Below are 15,997 nucleotides of genomic sequence, written 5' to 3' on the forward strand. Positions count from 1 at the left end.
GTAAAAATTTGAAAAAATATGAATTCAAAGTTACTCCCATTTATTTTTATTTGAATTATCTCTATCCATAAATTTTTGAATTTTCTTTTCCTCCCAGTCTGAACCAAAAAACCATTCTGAACCAAAAACAGATAATGCATGGGCAGACTAAACCAATTCCCCAAAAGAAAGCAGTTGAATACGTATTCCATTTTGATAAACCGCTAAAATCGATTCCGTCTGTTAGATTATTTCTAGTTAAACTAGACAAAATGATAATAATGTTCACAATGATAAATACTCTTAAATGCCCGTAAAAACCTTTTATTTTTTTTACTTTTTTGTATGCGACGTTGTAACTTTCATCTGAACTATATTCTCCAGAATGCTTGCTGTGCATATGCTTCGTACATTTCTTTTCTAAAACGTCCCATGTTTTTTATTTTTTTAGATACTTATTTCCACTTATTTTTATTCTGTTTTTCCTTCTCCATAAATTCCTTGATTTTTCTTTCTTCCCAATTTTTTCCTAACACAGGGAAAATTTCAAAAACCTTTAATCCATGAAAAACTACTCCTACTCCCCACCACAATAATGGCCAGAAAAACCATAAATATTGCGGAGATGTATATAAATTTATAAAAATCAAAATCGCATTTACTAATATGAAAGAGAGGAGATTTCCGTAAAATCCTTTTATATTTTCAACCTTTTTTCGAGCTTGAATATATCTTTCTTCTTCGTTTAAATTCATTTCCATGATTACTCCCATTTTTGTTTTCTATTTCGTTTATCTAAAATACTTTTTACTTTACGTGCTTCCCATTCATCATCAAAAATCTTGAAAGAGGTAAACACATCGATCGCTGATCCAATCACTACTGCAGACCACAAAATCATTACTATATTATTTAAAAGTTTAATCGGAAATACATTTAAAGGCAATTCTGTATATTCTTTTAAAAGAAAAATAGTTAACCCGACTGCGTAAAAGAACAACTGCTTGTAGAAAGACTTTAGCTTTACAACTTTTCTACTTGCCATTTGTCGCAGTTCCGATTCTTGCATATCATTATCAAATTTTGGTTCCATATTTACTCCCAAGTTTTTTTATTTTTTTCTTTCTCAAGAATTTCTCTGATTTTTTTCTCTTCCCATTTTTTATTAAAGAAAGGCGGAAAACTAAAAACCTTCAATCCGTGCAAAATGACAGCCATTCCCCATCCCATCAAACACCATATAAACCATAAATATCCTGGAGAAGTCATAACATTTACCACAATTACAATTGGATTTACCAGTAAATAAACTGTCAAATGCTCGTAAAACTCTTTTATTTTTTTTACTTTTTTTTGAGCATCATAATAACGGTCTGCTTCTGTAAAATCTTTTTCCATGATTATTTCCAGTTTTTTTGTTTGTTATCTTTTTCAAGAATTTCTCTAATTTTTCTTTCTTCCCAATCTGAACTATAGCCAAAAACTTTAAAAGCATGCATGGTTATACCAAATCCCCAGCCTAAAGCAGAAAACCAAAACCATTGAAATCCGGGTGAAAATCTTAAATTAATAAAAACTAAAAGCGGAATCACACAGCAATAGGAAATAATATTGGCATAAAATCCTTTCAATTCTTCTACTCTTTTTTTGGCTCTATAATAGGCTTTTGCTTCGTCATTATAATCTGCACTTGTTTCCATAACAGTAATTTGTTTTGTTAATATTGGAATTTTAACAGTGAAATTTTTCTCGTCTTGCTCTACCATCACTTTTCTATCCGTTATAATTCCATAACGATTTACAATATTTTGCAGTCCAACTCCTTGTCTGTCCTGCAAAACTTCTTTTTTCTGAAGATCATTTTGAATGGCCAAACAATCCTTGTCAATAAAAATTCTAATATGCAGTGGTTTTTGTTCACTTACCACATTGTGTTTCACCGTATTTTCTAATAAAAGCTGTAATGAAAGCGGTACTACTTTGGCATCTGGATTTATGTTTTCTGTTGGGAGCTCGTAGAACAAGCTATTTTCGAAACGCATTTTTAACAGATTCATGTAGGTTTTTGCAAATGACAATTCATCTTCAACAGAAACCAATTCTTTATCTTTCTGCTCTAAAACATATCTGTAAATTTTAGACAAAGAAGTTGTAAAGCGCTGTGCATTATCTGGATTTTCTTCTATTAAAGAACTTAAAACATTTAAGCTGTTAAAAAGAAAATGCGGATCGATTTGATTTTTTAAACTTTCGAATTTTGCATTTGCTGTTCCAGCGATAATTTTTTGTTGCGTTATTTCAAATTTTGAAGCTCTTTTCCATTTCACCATAAAACTTCTGGCCTGCATAAAAGTCGAAACGCCTAAAGATAAAATGATATAAAAAAGATGAACCCATAACATTCTTGCTCCAAAAAACACCTCTAAAGTCACATTTTGCAAAACAACAAAAATAAAATAATTTATTCCTAAAACTACAGGAACTGTATAAAGAACAGTTACCAATATTCCGTAATAAACCCTCAGGTTTGTTTGTTCAAGCCAATCCCATTTTCTATCAAGAAAAACATTGATAAATCCGTTACCAAAACCCAAACCGAAAGAATAAAGACAGCTTATAAAAAAAGTTAAAAGAACATTTGTAACATTTAAATCATCTCCTAAACAAGCTGAAAATATTACCGCAAATACCATTGCAATCTTGAAACATGCGATAGTTCCGTTTTTTAAATCAGAAAATGTTCTTCCATCATCTTTCATATAATCAGCTTAATTTATTTTATTATTTACAAGTTTTTTGAACTTCCAAAGCTCTTTCTAATCCCCATTTTGGAGAAAAAGGCGTTGCAGGTTTAAAAGTATTAAAAAGTTCAATAGATTTATCAACTTGCACACATAAAGGTTTTGTATCAACTCCTGTCCATTTTGCGCCTCCTAATTGGTAATCGGCTTCACCAAAAACTGCTCTTGGGTTATTTGGATCAATTGCTTTTGCTTTCGCGTAAGCTTCCATTACCTTCCCAGAATATTTCATTCCGTTTGTCATTGGGTCGGCAACAACATATCCTGTATAAATTAGAGCCTGTAAAACATACAATTCTGAATTGTTTTGGTCTTTAATAAATTCAACATCCAAAGCATCTTGCGCTTTTGTTAAAAGCAAATCGATTTTTGTTTTATCTTTTTCAGTAAAAACCGATAATGTATTTACTAAACCAACATAATAATTAGGAAGCCAGCTTGTTTTTTCAGTCGCTGCGATTCTTTCAAACATGGCAGAAGCTTCAGCATTTTTTCCTTCTTTCCAAAGTCCGAAAGCTTTGTTCATTCCTTGTTCAAATTGTGTTTGTGCAGATAATAAACTGCAGATAAATAACGTAATAATGGTGATAATTTTGGTCATGATTTCTTTTTTTAAAGGTTATAAGGTTTTGAGTTACTAAGGTTCTAAGGTTCAAAGGAGCAAAGGTTCAAGTGACAAAGTTTTTTATTTTTGACAGATATAAAACTTTGAACCTTTGTCACTTTGCTTCTTTGTTTCTTTTTAATTTATACTTCAAAAGTATTACGGTTTTTACTCTTTTAAAATTAAATGATACTGAGTTGTTGATTTTTGTTACTGAATTGTTTTTTTTTTAAGGGGCAGAGGTTCAGAGGTGCAAAGGTTCAGAGGTTTTCTCTACTTGCTTTCAAAAAACTTTGTTCCTTTGAACCTTTGTTTTTTTTTTTTTTAAGGGGCAGAGGTTCACAGGTGCAAAGGTTCACAGGCTTTCTCTATTCGCTTTTAAAAAACTTTGTCCCTTTGAACCTTTGTTTCTTTTTTTAAGGGGCAGAGGTTCAAAGGTCCAAAGGTTCAGAGGTTTTCTCTATTCGCTTTTTAAAAACTTTGTCCCAAACCTTTGTCCCTTTAAACCTTTGCTCCTTTGCTCCTTTGAACCTTTGTCCCTTTGAACCTTTGCCTCTCTGCACCTAAAAAACTACAAGTTTTTAAGCTGATTCTCATTTTTATTCTGGCTGATTGTCCAGAAGAAGCCCACGAAGAAAAATCGGTCTGCGGTTGGAACTACTGCTTGTCTTTGATAAACGCCGGCCGCATCTGGCGTTCTGGCGTAATCGTATCCAAAAACATTTTGTGTTCCTAAAATATTTGAAACCGAGAAATAAAGGATTTTTTGAGTTGTCAGTAAATAAGCCCAGTTAAAGCTCAAACTATTGTATGCTTTGGTTTTTCCGCTCATAAATTGTGTTTGGTTCGGATCATTGTACGGACGACCTGTACTGAAGCTATTGGTAAAACCAATCTGCGATTTCCAGTCTGTGATAAAATATTTCGTTACAACAGATAAATTATGATTGGCTACAAAACTTGGAGTCGCCATATTTGGGAAGTTTTTGTATTGTCTTTCTGAATCGATATACGAATATGAAATCCAGTACTCTAAGTTTTTGTACAAATTACTATCTCTCCAAAGTAAATCGAAACCTTTTGCATAACCCGATCCGTTGTTATTGAAAACCGAATTGTATTGAATGTCTCTCGTATCGTATTGAACTAAATTGCTATAATCCTTATAATATAATTCTGTTCTAAGCAGTTGTCCAGGTTTTGTAAACGTGTAATTCAAAATATAATGTCTCGCTTTTTCACTTTCAAATTGATGGTATTTTGAAAATTTGATATAATCTACAACTGGTGTCTGCGAAAAATCTCCGTAAGCAAATGAAAACTGACTGCTTTTTGAAACTTTGTATGCCAATGATGCTCTTGGCGCAATATTGTTTTCGTTTAATAAACTATTATTCGAATATCTCAAACCAACTTTCATTGCTAATTTTTTAGAGAATAAAATATCTCCTTCTGTGTAAGCCGCAAAAATGTTCGAATCGTAACCATTTGTAACAGCAATAGAACTATTGTCGTCAAAATTTTCAGTGAATTTTGTAATAAAATAATCTGTACCGAAAGATAGTTTAAAGTAATTCGAAACTTTTTTTGTCACTTTTAATTTCAACTGCGCAAGCATTTTCATTATTGTCAATATCACTACTATCATATTTCAATTTATTTTTACTATAACCGTAACTAATTCCAGTCGTTAACTGCCATCCTGTCCCGATAGTTCCCTTGTATGAAGAATTCAAATAAAAATTATTATTGTTCATATCCGTTCGAATCGGATTTTCAAAATTGATGTTTTTCTGATTTAAATCGAATTTCTCTGAATCGAAAGAAGCATATAATTTAAAGATTCCATTTGTAAATTTGTATCTGTAAACCGTTTCTCCTCCAAGCGATTGATAGGGATTGTTCCAATCTACATTTTGAGGAATTGCCGCTTGATAAGGCGCTAAATTGATGTATGCCATATTTACGCTCAAAGTACTTTTTTCCCATTTTTGCGTATTTCCTAAACTCAAACCAACTGTCATTAATCCGATATCTGTTTTTTCATGATCTTCTTCATCATTAGTATTCAAAAGCAAAACACTAGACAAAGCTTCACCATATTCAGCCGAATAACCTCCGGTAGAAAAAAGCAATTCCGCTAAATAAGAAAGGAGAAAAACGGCTTCTTGTTGGCAAATTATTTGTGGTCGCTCCGTACGGTCGCGCTACACGAATACCGTCAACAAAAGTCTGTGTTTCATTGGCTTCTCCTCCACGTACAAACAAACGTCCGTCTTCACCAACACTTTGCGTTCCTGGTAAAGTCTGCAAAGCCGCTACAATATTTCCGGCAGAGCCCGCAGTTGTTACAATATCTAATGGTTTTAAAACAGAAACTCGAGCTTTGTCTCCAGATTCCAAAGTTCCAGCAGTAATAACAACCGCATCGAGAGCGTTCATGTTTTCTCTTAATTTTATGGTTTGGTTTTTATAATTAGTAACATCAATTTCTGTTTTGAAGGTTTCGAAAAGTAAAAAACTAATTATGATAAATTGATTTCCTTCTGTACTTGTTTCAAAAGAAAATTCTCCCGCTTCAGAACTTGTTGCTCCGTCGTAAGTTCCGTCAATATAGATGTTAGCGCCCACAACTGGTTTTCCTTTTTGATCTACTACTTTTCCAGAAATAGTATTCTGAGCAAAAGAAAGAACAGTTAGTAATAATAAAATAAAAGTAATTCTGGTTTTCATGATATTGGTTTTTGATGAAGCAAATGTATTTTAACAAATTCTGTTAAAAAATATATAATAACCCAATTGTAGAATTTTGCGGATGAGTTGTAAATTCCTAATTCGTATATTAGCTTTTGTTTCCTTATTAATAAAAAGTCAATGAATATTGCTATAGCACAAATAAAATCAGTCAAAGGAGATATTCCTGCTAACATCCAAAAACATATTGCATTTATTAATCAGGCTTCTTTGCTAAAAGCTTCTTCTATTTTTTTTCCAGAACTTTCTTTAACGGGCTATGAACCAGAGCTGGCTAAAGATTTGGCTGTAAATCTAAATGACAATCGACTTGATGTATTTCAGGAAATTAGTGACTTAAAAAAGATTACTATTGGAGTTGGAATTCCAACTTTAAGCCATGAAGGAATTTTAATCAGCATGTTGATTTTTCAACCTGAACAACCTAGATTTCTGTATTCAAAACAACAGCTTCATGAGGATGAATTTCCTTATTTTGTAAATGGAAACAATCAGGTTTTAGTTAATATTGAAGATGAGAAAATAGCACCCGCAATTTGTTATGAAAGTTTACAAATAAATCATGCAGATAAAGCCGTTGAACTTGGAGCACAAATTTATATTGCAAGTGTTGCTAAGTCTAAAAATGGGATCGATAAAGCATACGCACATTATCCAGAAGTTGCTTCAACTTATAAGATTCCCGTTTTAATGTCCAATTGTATTGGAGAATGTGACAATTTTGTGAGTGCGGGCTTTAGTGCTGTTTGGAATAAAGAAGGAAAGTTAATGGCTCAATTAGATAATCAAGAAGAAGGTATAATTATTTTTAACACACAAACAGAAAAAGTTACAAGACAAATTATTTAACGAATTTTATTTTTTTATACCTTTAAAAATCAAACAATTAAAACAAGCATCATAATGTCAGAAAGCAAAAGAATTTCAAACTTATATCAATCCATTTATAACGGAAATCCGTGGCTTGAAGTTAATTTAGCCAGTACTTTAGAAAATGTAACGGCAGATCAGGCTTACAGAAAAGCAAATCCAAATCTTAACACGATTTGGGAAATTGTGAATCATCTGATACAATGGAGAAGAAATATTTTGGAGCGCATGCAGGGAGAAGTAACGATCACACCAGATCATAATTATTTTGTACCCGTTTTAGATCAGTCAGAAGTCGCGTGGGAACAATCACTGCAGACATTGGCAAAATCGCAGGAATCATGGAATGCCTTTTTTCAAGATTTTAATGATGAGGATTTAGCTAAAATATATATCAACAATGGTCATACATATTACGAGCATCTTCACGGAATTATTCAGCATGATGTTTATCATTTAGGACAAATTGTTATTTTGAAAAAGCTTCTTTAATAGGATTATGACAGAAAAAGAAAAAATGATCTCTGGCGAATACTACAACGCCTTTGATCCAGAATTATTAAAAGGTCAGCCATACGCCAAAAATCTTTTGCACAGCTTAAATGTAAAAGAATACAGAGTTACCAAAAAAGCAAAAGAGATTTTAAAAGAATTGATTCCGAATTCCGGAGCAGGTTTATATATCGAACCGCCATTTCATTGCGATTATGGTTATAATATTTTTTGCGGTGACAACGTTTACTTTAATGTGAATTGTGTTGTTCTAGACTGCGCGCCTGTAAATATTGGCTCAAATGTATTTATTGCTCCCAATGTTCAAATTTATACTGCATCACATCCGCTTGACGCCGAATTACGAAAAACGCTGGAAAATGCTTATCCTGTTACTATTGGAGACGATTGCTGGATTGGCGGGAATTCGGTTATTTGCCCTGGTGTTACAATTGGAAAAGGCTGTGTGATCGGTGCTGGATCTGTTGTCACAAAAGACATTCCTGACAATTCATTAGCTGTTGGAAATCCAGCAAAAGTCATTAGAAAATTAAACCAAGAACCTGAATCAAAAAAATAATGCTTACCCTTAACAAAGTTCATCACATTGCCATTTTGTGCTCTGATTATCAAAAATCTAAAACCTTTTATACTGAAATTTTAGGTTTAACAATTATAAGAGAAATCTACCGCGAAGAACGCCAGTCTTACAAATTAGATTTGGCTTTAAATGGTTCTTATATTGTAGAGTTATTTTCATTTCCAAATCCGCACGCAAAGACCATCTCGACCGGAAGCCGTTGGTTTAAGACATTTGGCTTTTGAAGTAATTAATCTAGAAGAAACGATTGCTTTTTTAGATTCGAAAAACATCGAATCAGAACCTATCAGAATTGATGAAACTACAGAAAAGCGTTTTACTTTTATCGCAGATCCTGATTTACTGCCGATTGAGTTTTATGAAAGATAATTTTTATTCTGCCGTGAAGGCGCTAAGACACTAAGTTCAAGGGTTTGAATTATTATACCATTCTGGGAACGAGAAATCGCACTAGTTAATCGACAAAGATTGACAAATTACAACTTTATGGAGTTTCAATTGCGTCCAGCTTTAGCTGGATGATTAAAAAAGAAAAGCTGGAAAGGCTTTAGCCAAACATACGTAAGTTTAGGCTAAAGCCATTTACTTTTATAAATTTAATACCTCCAGCTAAAGCTGGAGGCAATTTATTTCCTTAAATATTTTAAAATAAAAAAACTTTGCACCTCTGTACCTTTGAACCTTTGCTCCTAAATAAGCGATAAACTTAAGAAAAACACCTTGAAAGAATTTTCCTGTTTTTATTAGTTTTAACACACTATATTACGATTTTCCTATAAAAAACCGAATTTGATTCTTAATTTTGTAATCCGCATAAAAAAAAATGCGAATTCAAATTTACTTCTGATGAACAAAACGGCGCAAATCAAAAAAAATCATCAATTTATTAAGTTCCGAAAATTAGTTATTGTTTCTATTTTAATTGGCTTTCTTTCTGCCTTTCTCGGAATTTCACTAAAAAAAATTACTGAATATTACGAAGAAATCTTTTTCCACGAAGTATCAGTTCATCCTCTATTTTATATCATTTTTCCAGTTTTCGGATTATCTGTTATTTATTTTCTAAGACAGTATCTTTTCAAGAAAAAAAGAAAATAAAGGAATAAAAGAAGTTTTTGAAAGCACAAGTTCAAAATCTAAAAACTTACCTTCTTATAAAATTCCATCTCACTTTATAAACGGATTATTGACTGTTATTTTCGGAGGTTCAACTGGAATTGAAGTTTCTACAGTTGTTGCTACAGCCACAATTGGTTCGGTTGCCCACGAAAAAGAAAATGTTTTCCGCCAATACAAAACCGAATTAATCTGTGCGGGTGTTGTTGCGGGAGTTACAGCACTTTTCAGTAGTCCGATTGCGGGAATTTTATTTGCCTTTGAGGTGATTTCAAGAAAAGTAACAAGAGCATTTATCATTTCAAATGTAATTGCTGTTTCGATTGCTTTTGGTCTACTTACAATTTTAAAAGAAGAACCTTTATTTGCCGTATCTATTACAACTTGGCATTTAAAAGCAATTCCTTATTTTATTCTATTAGGAATTTTAGCTGGAATGAATTCTGTTTATTTAACCAAATGTGTTTTATTTTTCAAATCTCAATTCGGAAAAATAAACACTCATTATTATAAAATCATTATCGGATCTGCCGTATTAAGTATTTCGCTTTTTATTTTCCCACAATTATATGGAGAAGGTTATCACGCTATAAAAGGGATTTTTGGTTCCAACCAGCTTCCGTTAACCATTACATTAGCAATGACTTTTATCGGAATATTGATTTTAAAACCAATTGTAACTTCTATCACGCTGGCTTCTGGTGGTGACGGCGGTGTATTTGCTCCAAGTTTATTTATCGGAGCTTTTTTAGGATTATTATTGGCATCAATCTTAAACAGCTTTTTCCATGTAAATGTAATTCCCGTTAACTTCATGATTATCGGAATGGCGGCGGTTTTAAGCGCCAGCATACACGCACCTTTTACAGCAATATTTTTGGTCTGCGACTTAACAAATGATTATACTTTATTCCTGCCAATACTTGTGGTTTGCCTGATTTCAAAATACACTGCGAAAACAATTTATCCTTATACTGTATATAGTTACGCCCCAAGCTTAACAAAATAAAAAGAATTTTTAAGTCCTAAATTTCGCAGATTCGAAAAGATTTTTAATCATTTTGATCTGCGAAATTTGCGACAAAAAATACCACAACGAATATTTTACTTATGCCCACTCCAAAAATTAAAAGAAGCTATCGCAAAACACGTTATATTCTTTACAAAGAAACTTTAATCGATTTTAAAGAACATTTTTGGTCGTTTTTAGGATCTTTTGTCGGAATCGGAATTTTGGCTTACGTACAATCGCTTCATTTCTCAGGAAGTGATGCCGTTTATTTAATTGGTTCTTTCGGAGCGTCGAGTGTTTTGGTTTATGGAACTATTCAAAGTCCATTTTCGCGACCTCGAAATCTTGTTGGTGGTCACGTTATCTCTGCGCTTGTAGGCGTAACGGTTCACAAACTGGTTCCAGATATTATGTATATCGCGGCGCCATTGGCCGTTTCGATTGCTATTATTTTAATGCAGATTACCAAAACACTTCATCCGCCAGGTGGGGCAACGGCTTTAATTGCTGTTATTGGAACCGAAAAAGTAAAAGCTTTGGGCTATATGTATGTGCTTTCGCCTGTTTTAAGCGGCGTTCTTATTTTACTTTTAACGGCTTTGATTTTTAATAATATGACTTCGACCAGAAGTTATCCAAGTCATAGTTCGTATCACAAACATTATCACAACATACGAAAGAGATTAAAAGGGAAATTATAATTCTAGATTAGTCTCCTGAAAGGATTTGAAAACCTTGCTGTAGACTATGATTATCCTTAAAACCTACAAGGTTTTGGAAACCTTGCAGGTTGGAAGACGTGTTTATCAATTGGAACGTGGGCTTCTCCCGAATTCTCGGGACGCTCAGCCTGACAATCGGAATGTGCTCAGCCTGACAACAAAAAAATCTTTTCAACAAATCGTAATTCGAGATTCGTATTTCGTTTTTTATATTTTACCTTTGACCTCTCAATAAAAACAAATATTATGGTTTATAAATTTAGAGTAATTCTAGACGCCGAAGAAGATATTTTTAGAGACATTGCGATTCTTGAGGAAGATACCCTTGAGGATTTACATAATGCTATCTTCAACGCTTTTGGCTTTGACGGATCAGAAGTCGCTTCATTTTATACTTGTGATGAAACTTGGAATCAAGAAGATGAAATTCCGCTTTTTGATACTGGAGATGTTCCTGGCGAAATAAGAACCATGAATGATTATCCTTTGTCTAGTATCCTAGATCGCGAAAACACTAAAATTATCTACGTTTACGATTTCATCAGTATGTGGACTTTCTTAGTAGAATTAGCCGCAATCGAAGATGAAGCCGTTGGAGCTGTTTATCCTGAAACTTTATTTTCTCACGGCGAAATGCCGGACGAAGCTATCGAAAAAAACTTTGAAGCGGATATGCACGATGATATCTACGGAGAATTTGAAGATGATTTAGACGAAGACGATCTTGACATGTTCGAAGGCGATGACAGCTTTGAAGATTATGGATTTGAGGAGAATTGGAATTAATTTTTTTTCAGGTTCAAAGGATCAGAGGTTCAAAGGGTCAGAGGTTTTTCTTTTAAATCTTCGACTTAAAATTGTAGGAATATTTTTATTTTTGTGTTTAATTTTTTAAATATCAAAAATGAAAACTTTTCGAGACCTTTTAATCTGGCAAAAATCTATGAACTTAGTTACCGAAATTTACCAATTAACAAATTCATTCCCAAAAGAAGAAATTTATGGACTATCTTCCCAAATTAGAAGATGCTCTATATCAATACCGAGTAATATTGCTGAAGGATATGGAAGAGACGGGAATAGTGATTATTTACGATTTTTAAATATCTCGATTTCATCATTATTTGAAATGCAGACTCAGCTCGAAATTTCTTTCAATCTAAAATATATAACCGAGTATCAATTCACTAAAATAAATGGAGAAAGCAGAGAAATAGAACGAATGTTAAGTGCTTTTATCAGAAAAATAAAAGACAGAAAATAACCTTTGTCCCTTTGAACCTCTGCCACTCTGAACCTAAATAAAAAAAATGATCAACCTATTCAACACCCACATCGAGACGCTTTCTATACACCGCGTAGGAAACAAAAGCCGTAACGAAGCCATTTTTTTATCAGAACAGCCATTTAATCTAAATGATGAAATTGTGCCTTTGATTAAAGAATACTTTTTTAAGCCTTTTCGAGAAAAAGAAGAAAACTATTATCAGTTTGCACACGAAGTGGACTTGGACTACAACGACATGTTTAAATATGCAACTGAAATTTTTGCTAATCCGGCAAATGTTCAGGAAGTTTCTAAAAACATTACAAAGCATTTATACGAGCAGTCAAATCATCCGCATATTAAAAACGGAGAGGTTTATGTAACTTATTTGACTAATCTAAGTATTGATAATAATGTAGTAGATGCAATTGGAATTTTTAAAAGCGAATTGCAGGCTGACTTTTTACAATTTGAAGAAAAAGACAGCAACCTGGAAATGATCTTGCGAGCAAGGTATCAACTTGAGTAAATTAGACAAAGGATGTTTAATTTTCAATTACAAAAAAGAAGAAGGATATAAAATTTTAACTGTAGACAGCAACCGTTATGACGCGCGTTACTGGTTAGAGCACTTTTTATCTGTTGATGCTTTTGAAGATGAAAATTTCATCACTAAAAAATATTTAAAATTCTGTCAAAACTTCGCAAAAGATGTTGTTTTGCCAGCAGAAGACAAGAAAGAGGAAGTAATGTTTATGAACCGATCTGTGAATTATTTCGCTAAAAATGATCAGTTTGAAGAGCAGAATTTCTTGAATGAAGTATTAGATAATCCAGACTTAATTCCTGAATTCAAAAACTATAAAGTTGATAAAGGAGAAAAATACAGCATCGAAGATGTAACCTCATTCCCAATTGCCAACGCAAGCAGTTTCTGACGCTAGAAAATCGATTAAAAACGTTATTAATCTGGATACTCATATTCAGATTAAAATGGATTTTATCAACCCTGAAAGTGCAGAAAAATTTGTTGAAAAAGGCTGGGATGAAGAAAAACAAATGTATTACTACTTAGTGTACTTCAACAAAGAAGAAAAAAGCTAAGAAGTTTTCATTTTCTATTACTTACTTAAAACAGAAAACGGCAGTTACAAATGTAACTGCCGTTTTTTTACGCCCTATAATTCTATATATAAATAATTTAGCAGGCTCAAAAACGCAATATCAAACCTATTATTTTATGACCTTGGAGTTAATTTTTTGTTAAAACAAAAGCGCTGTTTTAGAAACCCTCTAGAATCAAGGGTTTTATCTATCGAATAATAAAGGAAAGAAATCGTAAAATACTGTTCATTCTTAATTTATCCTTAAATTTGCATTAAAAAATAAACTAAGATGGATATTCATTTTTACGAAGAAAGTCCTTTCACCACCATTATCTCATTTCATAAGCTAATTGAATCTTTTGAAGAAATTGCTTTATCAAATGTTGATTACAGATCAAATTACGCAAAAGCCATTTTACAACAGATTGAATCTATTCCAGAATTAAGGACAGGAATTCAAGATTATTCTGTTATTAAAGAAAATGAAGCTTTAATCAAAAATATTTTAGCTGATTTATTTCCTACTGCATTAACTCACAATGAAATAAAAGCGGTTACAATTCCCTTTCAAAACATCTCTTTTAATTATTCTGAACGTTTCAAAAAGATTTTAAAAAATGCTGGAGATGAATTTTACATGGAAATTCGTGATTTCGATGAACATCAATTCTACATTAATAACTGTTGTTTGATTTTGAGCAATTATTACAAACAGCATATTGATTTCAACAAGCCATTTTTCTACGATATTCCAGACGAAAGTGGTGTAGAAAAACATTATCGTATTTTGTACAACGCTGATTTCATGGAAATTATTCCAACCGAAAATTCAATTCCTTTAACTCAGGAAGATATTGACCAGCTGATTGATAATTACAATGATATTAATCTATGGAAATCTAAATTCCCGAAAGGAAGCTGGATTTTAAGAGGTTTCGGAATTGTTTCGCTATTTGATGCTACTACCGAAAGTGCTATTTCTACCTTAAAAAGTAACTTATTGAAACCTGGTGTAAAAACCGTTACAAGTGATCAAGAAGTTTCTAATATTTTTCAGTCCATTTTTAATCTTCCCAATTTAAAGGTCGGATTTATTATTTACAATCCAGAAGAAGAGAAATTTATCAGACCTGTTAAATATGAAACCCAGCTTAAAAGTTTCTTACTTTCTTCGGATCAGGAAGTAGATTGCCGAAATGCCTTTTTTGGATGCTCATTTGAAAATCTGCTGGATAAAAAAGAACCTTTTGTTATTTCTAATGTTCAAAAATTCACAGACGAGTCAACTAATAAAAGACTTGGCGAGCATTTATTGAAACAAAATATTCACAGTCGCATTTTTGCTCCCGTTATTAAAGACGGCCATTTATTGGGTGTAGTAGAATTGGTTTCGGAAAATGCTAGAGATCTAAACAGTGTCAATGCTACAAAACTAGAATTGGTTTTACCGTATTTAACGGATACGATTGATCGCTACAATACAGACATGCAAGCATCAGGTTGAAGCGATTATTCAGCGAGAATATACTACGATTCACCCGAGTGTTTATTGGAAATTCAAAAAAGAATCGCAGAACTACTTTCAGAATAGTAATCATACAAAGGATTATATTTTTAAAGAGATTGTGTTTAAAAATGTATTTCCGTTATATGGACAAATCGATATTAAAAGTTCTTCTGAACATCGAAATGAAACAGTAAAAACTGATTTGAAAAGTCAGCTTACAGCGCTTTTGGAAATTTTCGATAATCAGGATCCAAATTCAAATCTGGTTCTTTTGGAACAAAGAAAATTTGAACTGGAATCGCTAAGAAGCGAATTGGATTTCCCTTTAAAAGCGGATACCGAACAACATATTCAACGTTATATTGAAGAAGAAATTCACCCAATACTTAAGAATACAAAAAGTAACGAAAAAAACGAAAAATTAGAAAAACTATACTTTGAAAGTCTGGACGAAAAAACAGGAATGTTTTATCATGAAAGAAAGAAATTTGACAATGCCATGTCTATTATTAATAAAAGACTGGCAACCGTTTTAGATAAAAAACAAGTTGAAGCACAGCAAATTTATCCGCATTATTACGAGCGTTTTAAAACGGATGGTGTAGAACACAATTTATATATCGGAGCTTCAATTTCGCCGACAAAACCATTTGATATTATGTATCTGCACAATCTTCGTTTGTGGCAATTACAGACTTTATGTGAAATGGAATTGGAACATCATGAATTGAAAGAGTCGCTTCCGTATGAATTGGATGTTACTTCGCTGATTCTGGTTTTCAGTGCTCCGCTTTCAATTCGTTTTAGAATGGATGAAAAACGCTTTGATGTTGACGGAACTTATAATGCTAGATATGAAGTTGTTAAAAAACGAATTGACAAATCGAACATTAAAGGAACAAACGAAAGAATTACGGAAAAAGAAAAAATTACGATCGTTTATTCTCAAAACAGCGAAGAAGCAGAATATTTAAAATACATTAAATACTTGCGAGACAAGAAAATACTTGAACCTTCGATTGAACAATTTGAAGTAGAAGATCTTCAAGGTGTTTCTGGTTTGAGAGCGATTCGTGTAAAAGTCATTAATAACATTTCAAATCCTGGAGTAAAAAAGATTACTTATCAAGATTTATTAGATGAGCTCAACTAAAAGCTAGACTTTT

Annotated in this window: 11 protein-coding genes and 7 pseudogenes; 10 read left to right on the top strand and 8 right to left on the bottom strand. The window is 32.6% G+C overall.

All coding sequences use genetic code 11. The annotated features are described in order from the left end of the window. Positions 1–30: 30 nt before the first annotated feature. The 8 genes and pseudogenes from ACZZ95_RS27220 to ACZZ95_RS27255 form a co-directional block, all read right to left on the bottom strand. Positions 31–93 (bottom strand): annotated as a pseudogene (locus ACZZ95_RS27220) (2TM domain-containing protein); the annotation flags it as partial. A gap of 85 nt (positions 94–178) precedes the next feature. Next, a pseudogene (locus ACZZ95_RS27225) lies at positions 179–379 on the bottom strand (2TM domain-containing protein); the annotation flags it as partial. Between the two features lie 55 nt (positions 380–434). Further along, positions 435–740, bottom strand: coding sequence for a 2TM domain-containing protein (locus tag ACZZ95_RS27230; RefSeq protein ID WP_463471474.1), 306 nt, complete (start codon positions 738–740; stop codon positions 435–437). 2 nt (positions 741–742) lie between these two features. Beyond that, positions 743–1,072 carry a 2TM domain-containing protein gene (locus ACZZ95_RS27235; protein WP_463471475.1) on the bottom strand — a complete coding sequence of 110 codons (330 nt, stop codon included), beginning with the start codon at positions 1,070–1,072 and terminating at the stop codon, positions 743–745. A gap of 2 nt (positions 1,073–1,074) precedes the next feature. Then, positions 1,075–1,377: a 2TM domain-containing protein gene (locus ACZZ95_RS27240; protein WP_095951904.1), complete on the bottom strand. Its 303-nt coding sequence runs from the start codon at positions 1,375–1,377 to the stop codon at positions 1,075–1,077. A gap of 2 nt (positions 1,378–1,379) precedes the next feature. Further along, positions 1,380–2,738 (bottom strand): histidine kinase, encoded by a 1,359-nt coding sequence (locus tag ACZZ95_RS27245; RefSeq protein WP_463471476.1) that lies wholly within the window; start codon positions 2,736–2,738, stop codon positions 1,380–1,382. Between the two features lie 22 nt (positions 2,739–2,760). Further along, on the bottom strand, positions 2,761–3,381 hold the full coding sequence (locus ACZZ95_RS27250; protein WP_463471477.1) for a hypothetical protein: 621 nt from the start codon (positions 3,379–3,381) through the stop codon (positions 2,761–2,763). Between the two features lie 574 nt (positions 3,382–3,955). Continuing rightward, positions 3,956–6,117 (bottom strand): annotated as a pseudogene (locus ACZZ95_RS27255) (TonB-dependent receptor). A 141-nt stretch (positions 6,118–6,258) separates the two neighbouring features. On the opposite strand from ACZZ95_RS27255, the gene ACZZ95_RS27260 reads away from it, so the two are divergent. From ACZZ95_RS27260 to ACZZ95_RS27305, 10 genes and pseudogenes are all read left to right on the top strand, one after another. Further along, positions 6,259–6,987 carry a carbon-nitrogen hydrolase family protein gene (locus tag ACZZ95_RS27260; RefSeq protein ID WP_463471478.1) on the top strand — a complete coding sequence of 243 codons (729 nt, stop codon included), beginning with the start codon at positions 6,259–6,261 and terminating at the stop codon, positions 6,985–6,987. A 54-nt stretch (positions 6,988–7,041) separates the two neighbouring features. Continuing rightward, positions 7,042–7,500, top strand: a complete 459-nt coding sequence (locus ACZZ95_RS27265) for a DinB family protein (RefSeq protein WP_463471479.1) — start codon at positions 7,042–7,044, stop codon at positions 7,498–7,500. Positions 7,501–7,504: 4 nt separating this feature from the next. Then, positions 7,505–8,080, top strand: a complete 576-nt coding sequence (locus ACZZ95_RS27270) for a sugar O-acetyltransferase (protein ID WP_463471790.1) — start codon at positions 7,505–7,507, stop codon at positions 8,078–8,080. After that, positions 8,080–8,470 (top strand): annotated as a pseudogene (gloA2, locus tag ACZZ95_RS27275) (SMU1112c/YaeR family gloxylase I-like metalloprotein). Before ACZZ95_RS27270 ends, gloA2 begins: the two are co-directional and overlap by 1 nt. A gap of 477 nt (positions 8,471–8,947) precedes the next feature. After that, positions 8,948–10,226 (top strand): annotated as a pseudogene (locus tag ACZZ95_RS27280) (chloride channel protein). Between the two features lie 101 nt (positions 10,227–10,327). Then, positions 10,328–10,930, top strand: a complete 603-nt coding sequence (locus tag ACZZ95_RS27285; RefSeq protein ID WP_463471480.1) for an HPP family protein — start codon at positions 10,328–10,330, stop codon at positions 10,928–10,930. 267 nt (positions 10,931–11,197) lie between these two features. Next, on the top strand, positions 11,198–11,737 hold the full coding sequence (locus ACZZ95_RS27290; RefSeq protein ID WP_095951913.1) for an IS1096 element passenger TnpR family protein: 540 nt from the start codon (positions 11,198–11,200) through the stop codon (positions 11,735–11,737). A gap of 118 nt (positions 11,738–11,855) precedes the next feature. Further along, positions 11,856–12,215: a four helix bundle protein gene (locus ACZZ95_RS27295; RefSeq protein ID WP_095951914.1), complete on the top strand. Its 360-nt coding sequence runs from the start codon at positions 11,856–11,858 to the stop codon at positions 12,213–12,215. 46 nt (positions 12,216–12,261) lie between these two features. Further along, positions 12,262–13,322: pseudogene (locus ACZZ95_RS27300) on the top strand (nucleoid-associated protein). Positions 13,323–13,613: 291 nt separating this feature from the next. Then, positions 13,614–15,984 (top strand): annotated as a pseudogene (locus ACZZ95_RS27305) (GAF domain-containing protein). The last annotated feature ends 13 nt before the right edge of the window (positions 15,985–15,997 follow it).

Source organism: Flavobacterium sp. AC267 (assembly GCF_979258715.1).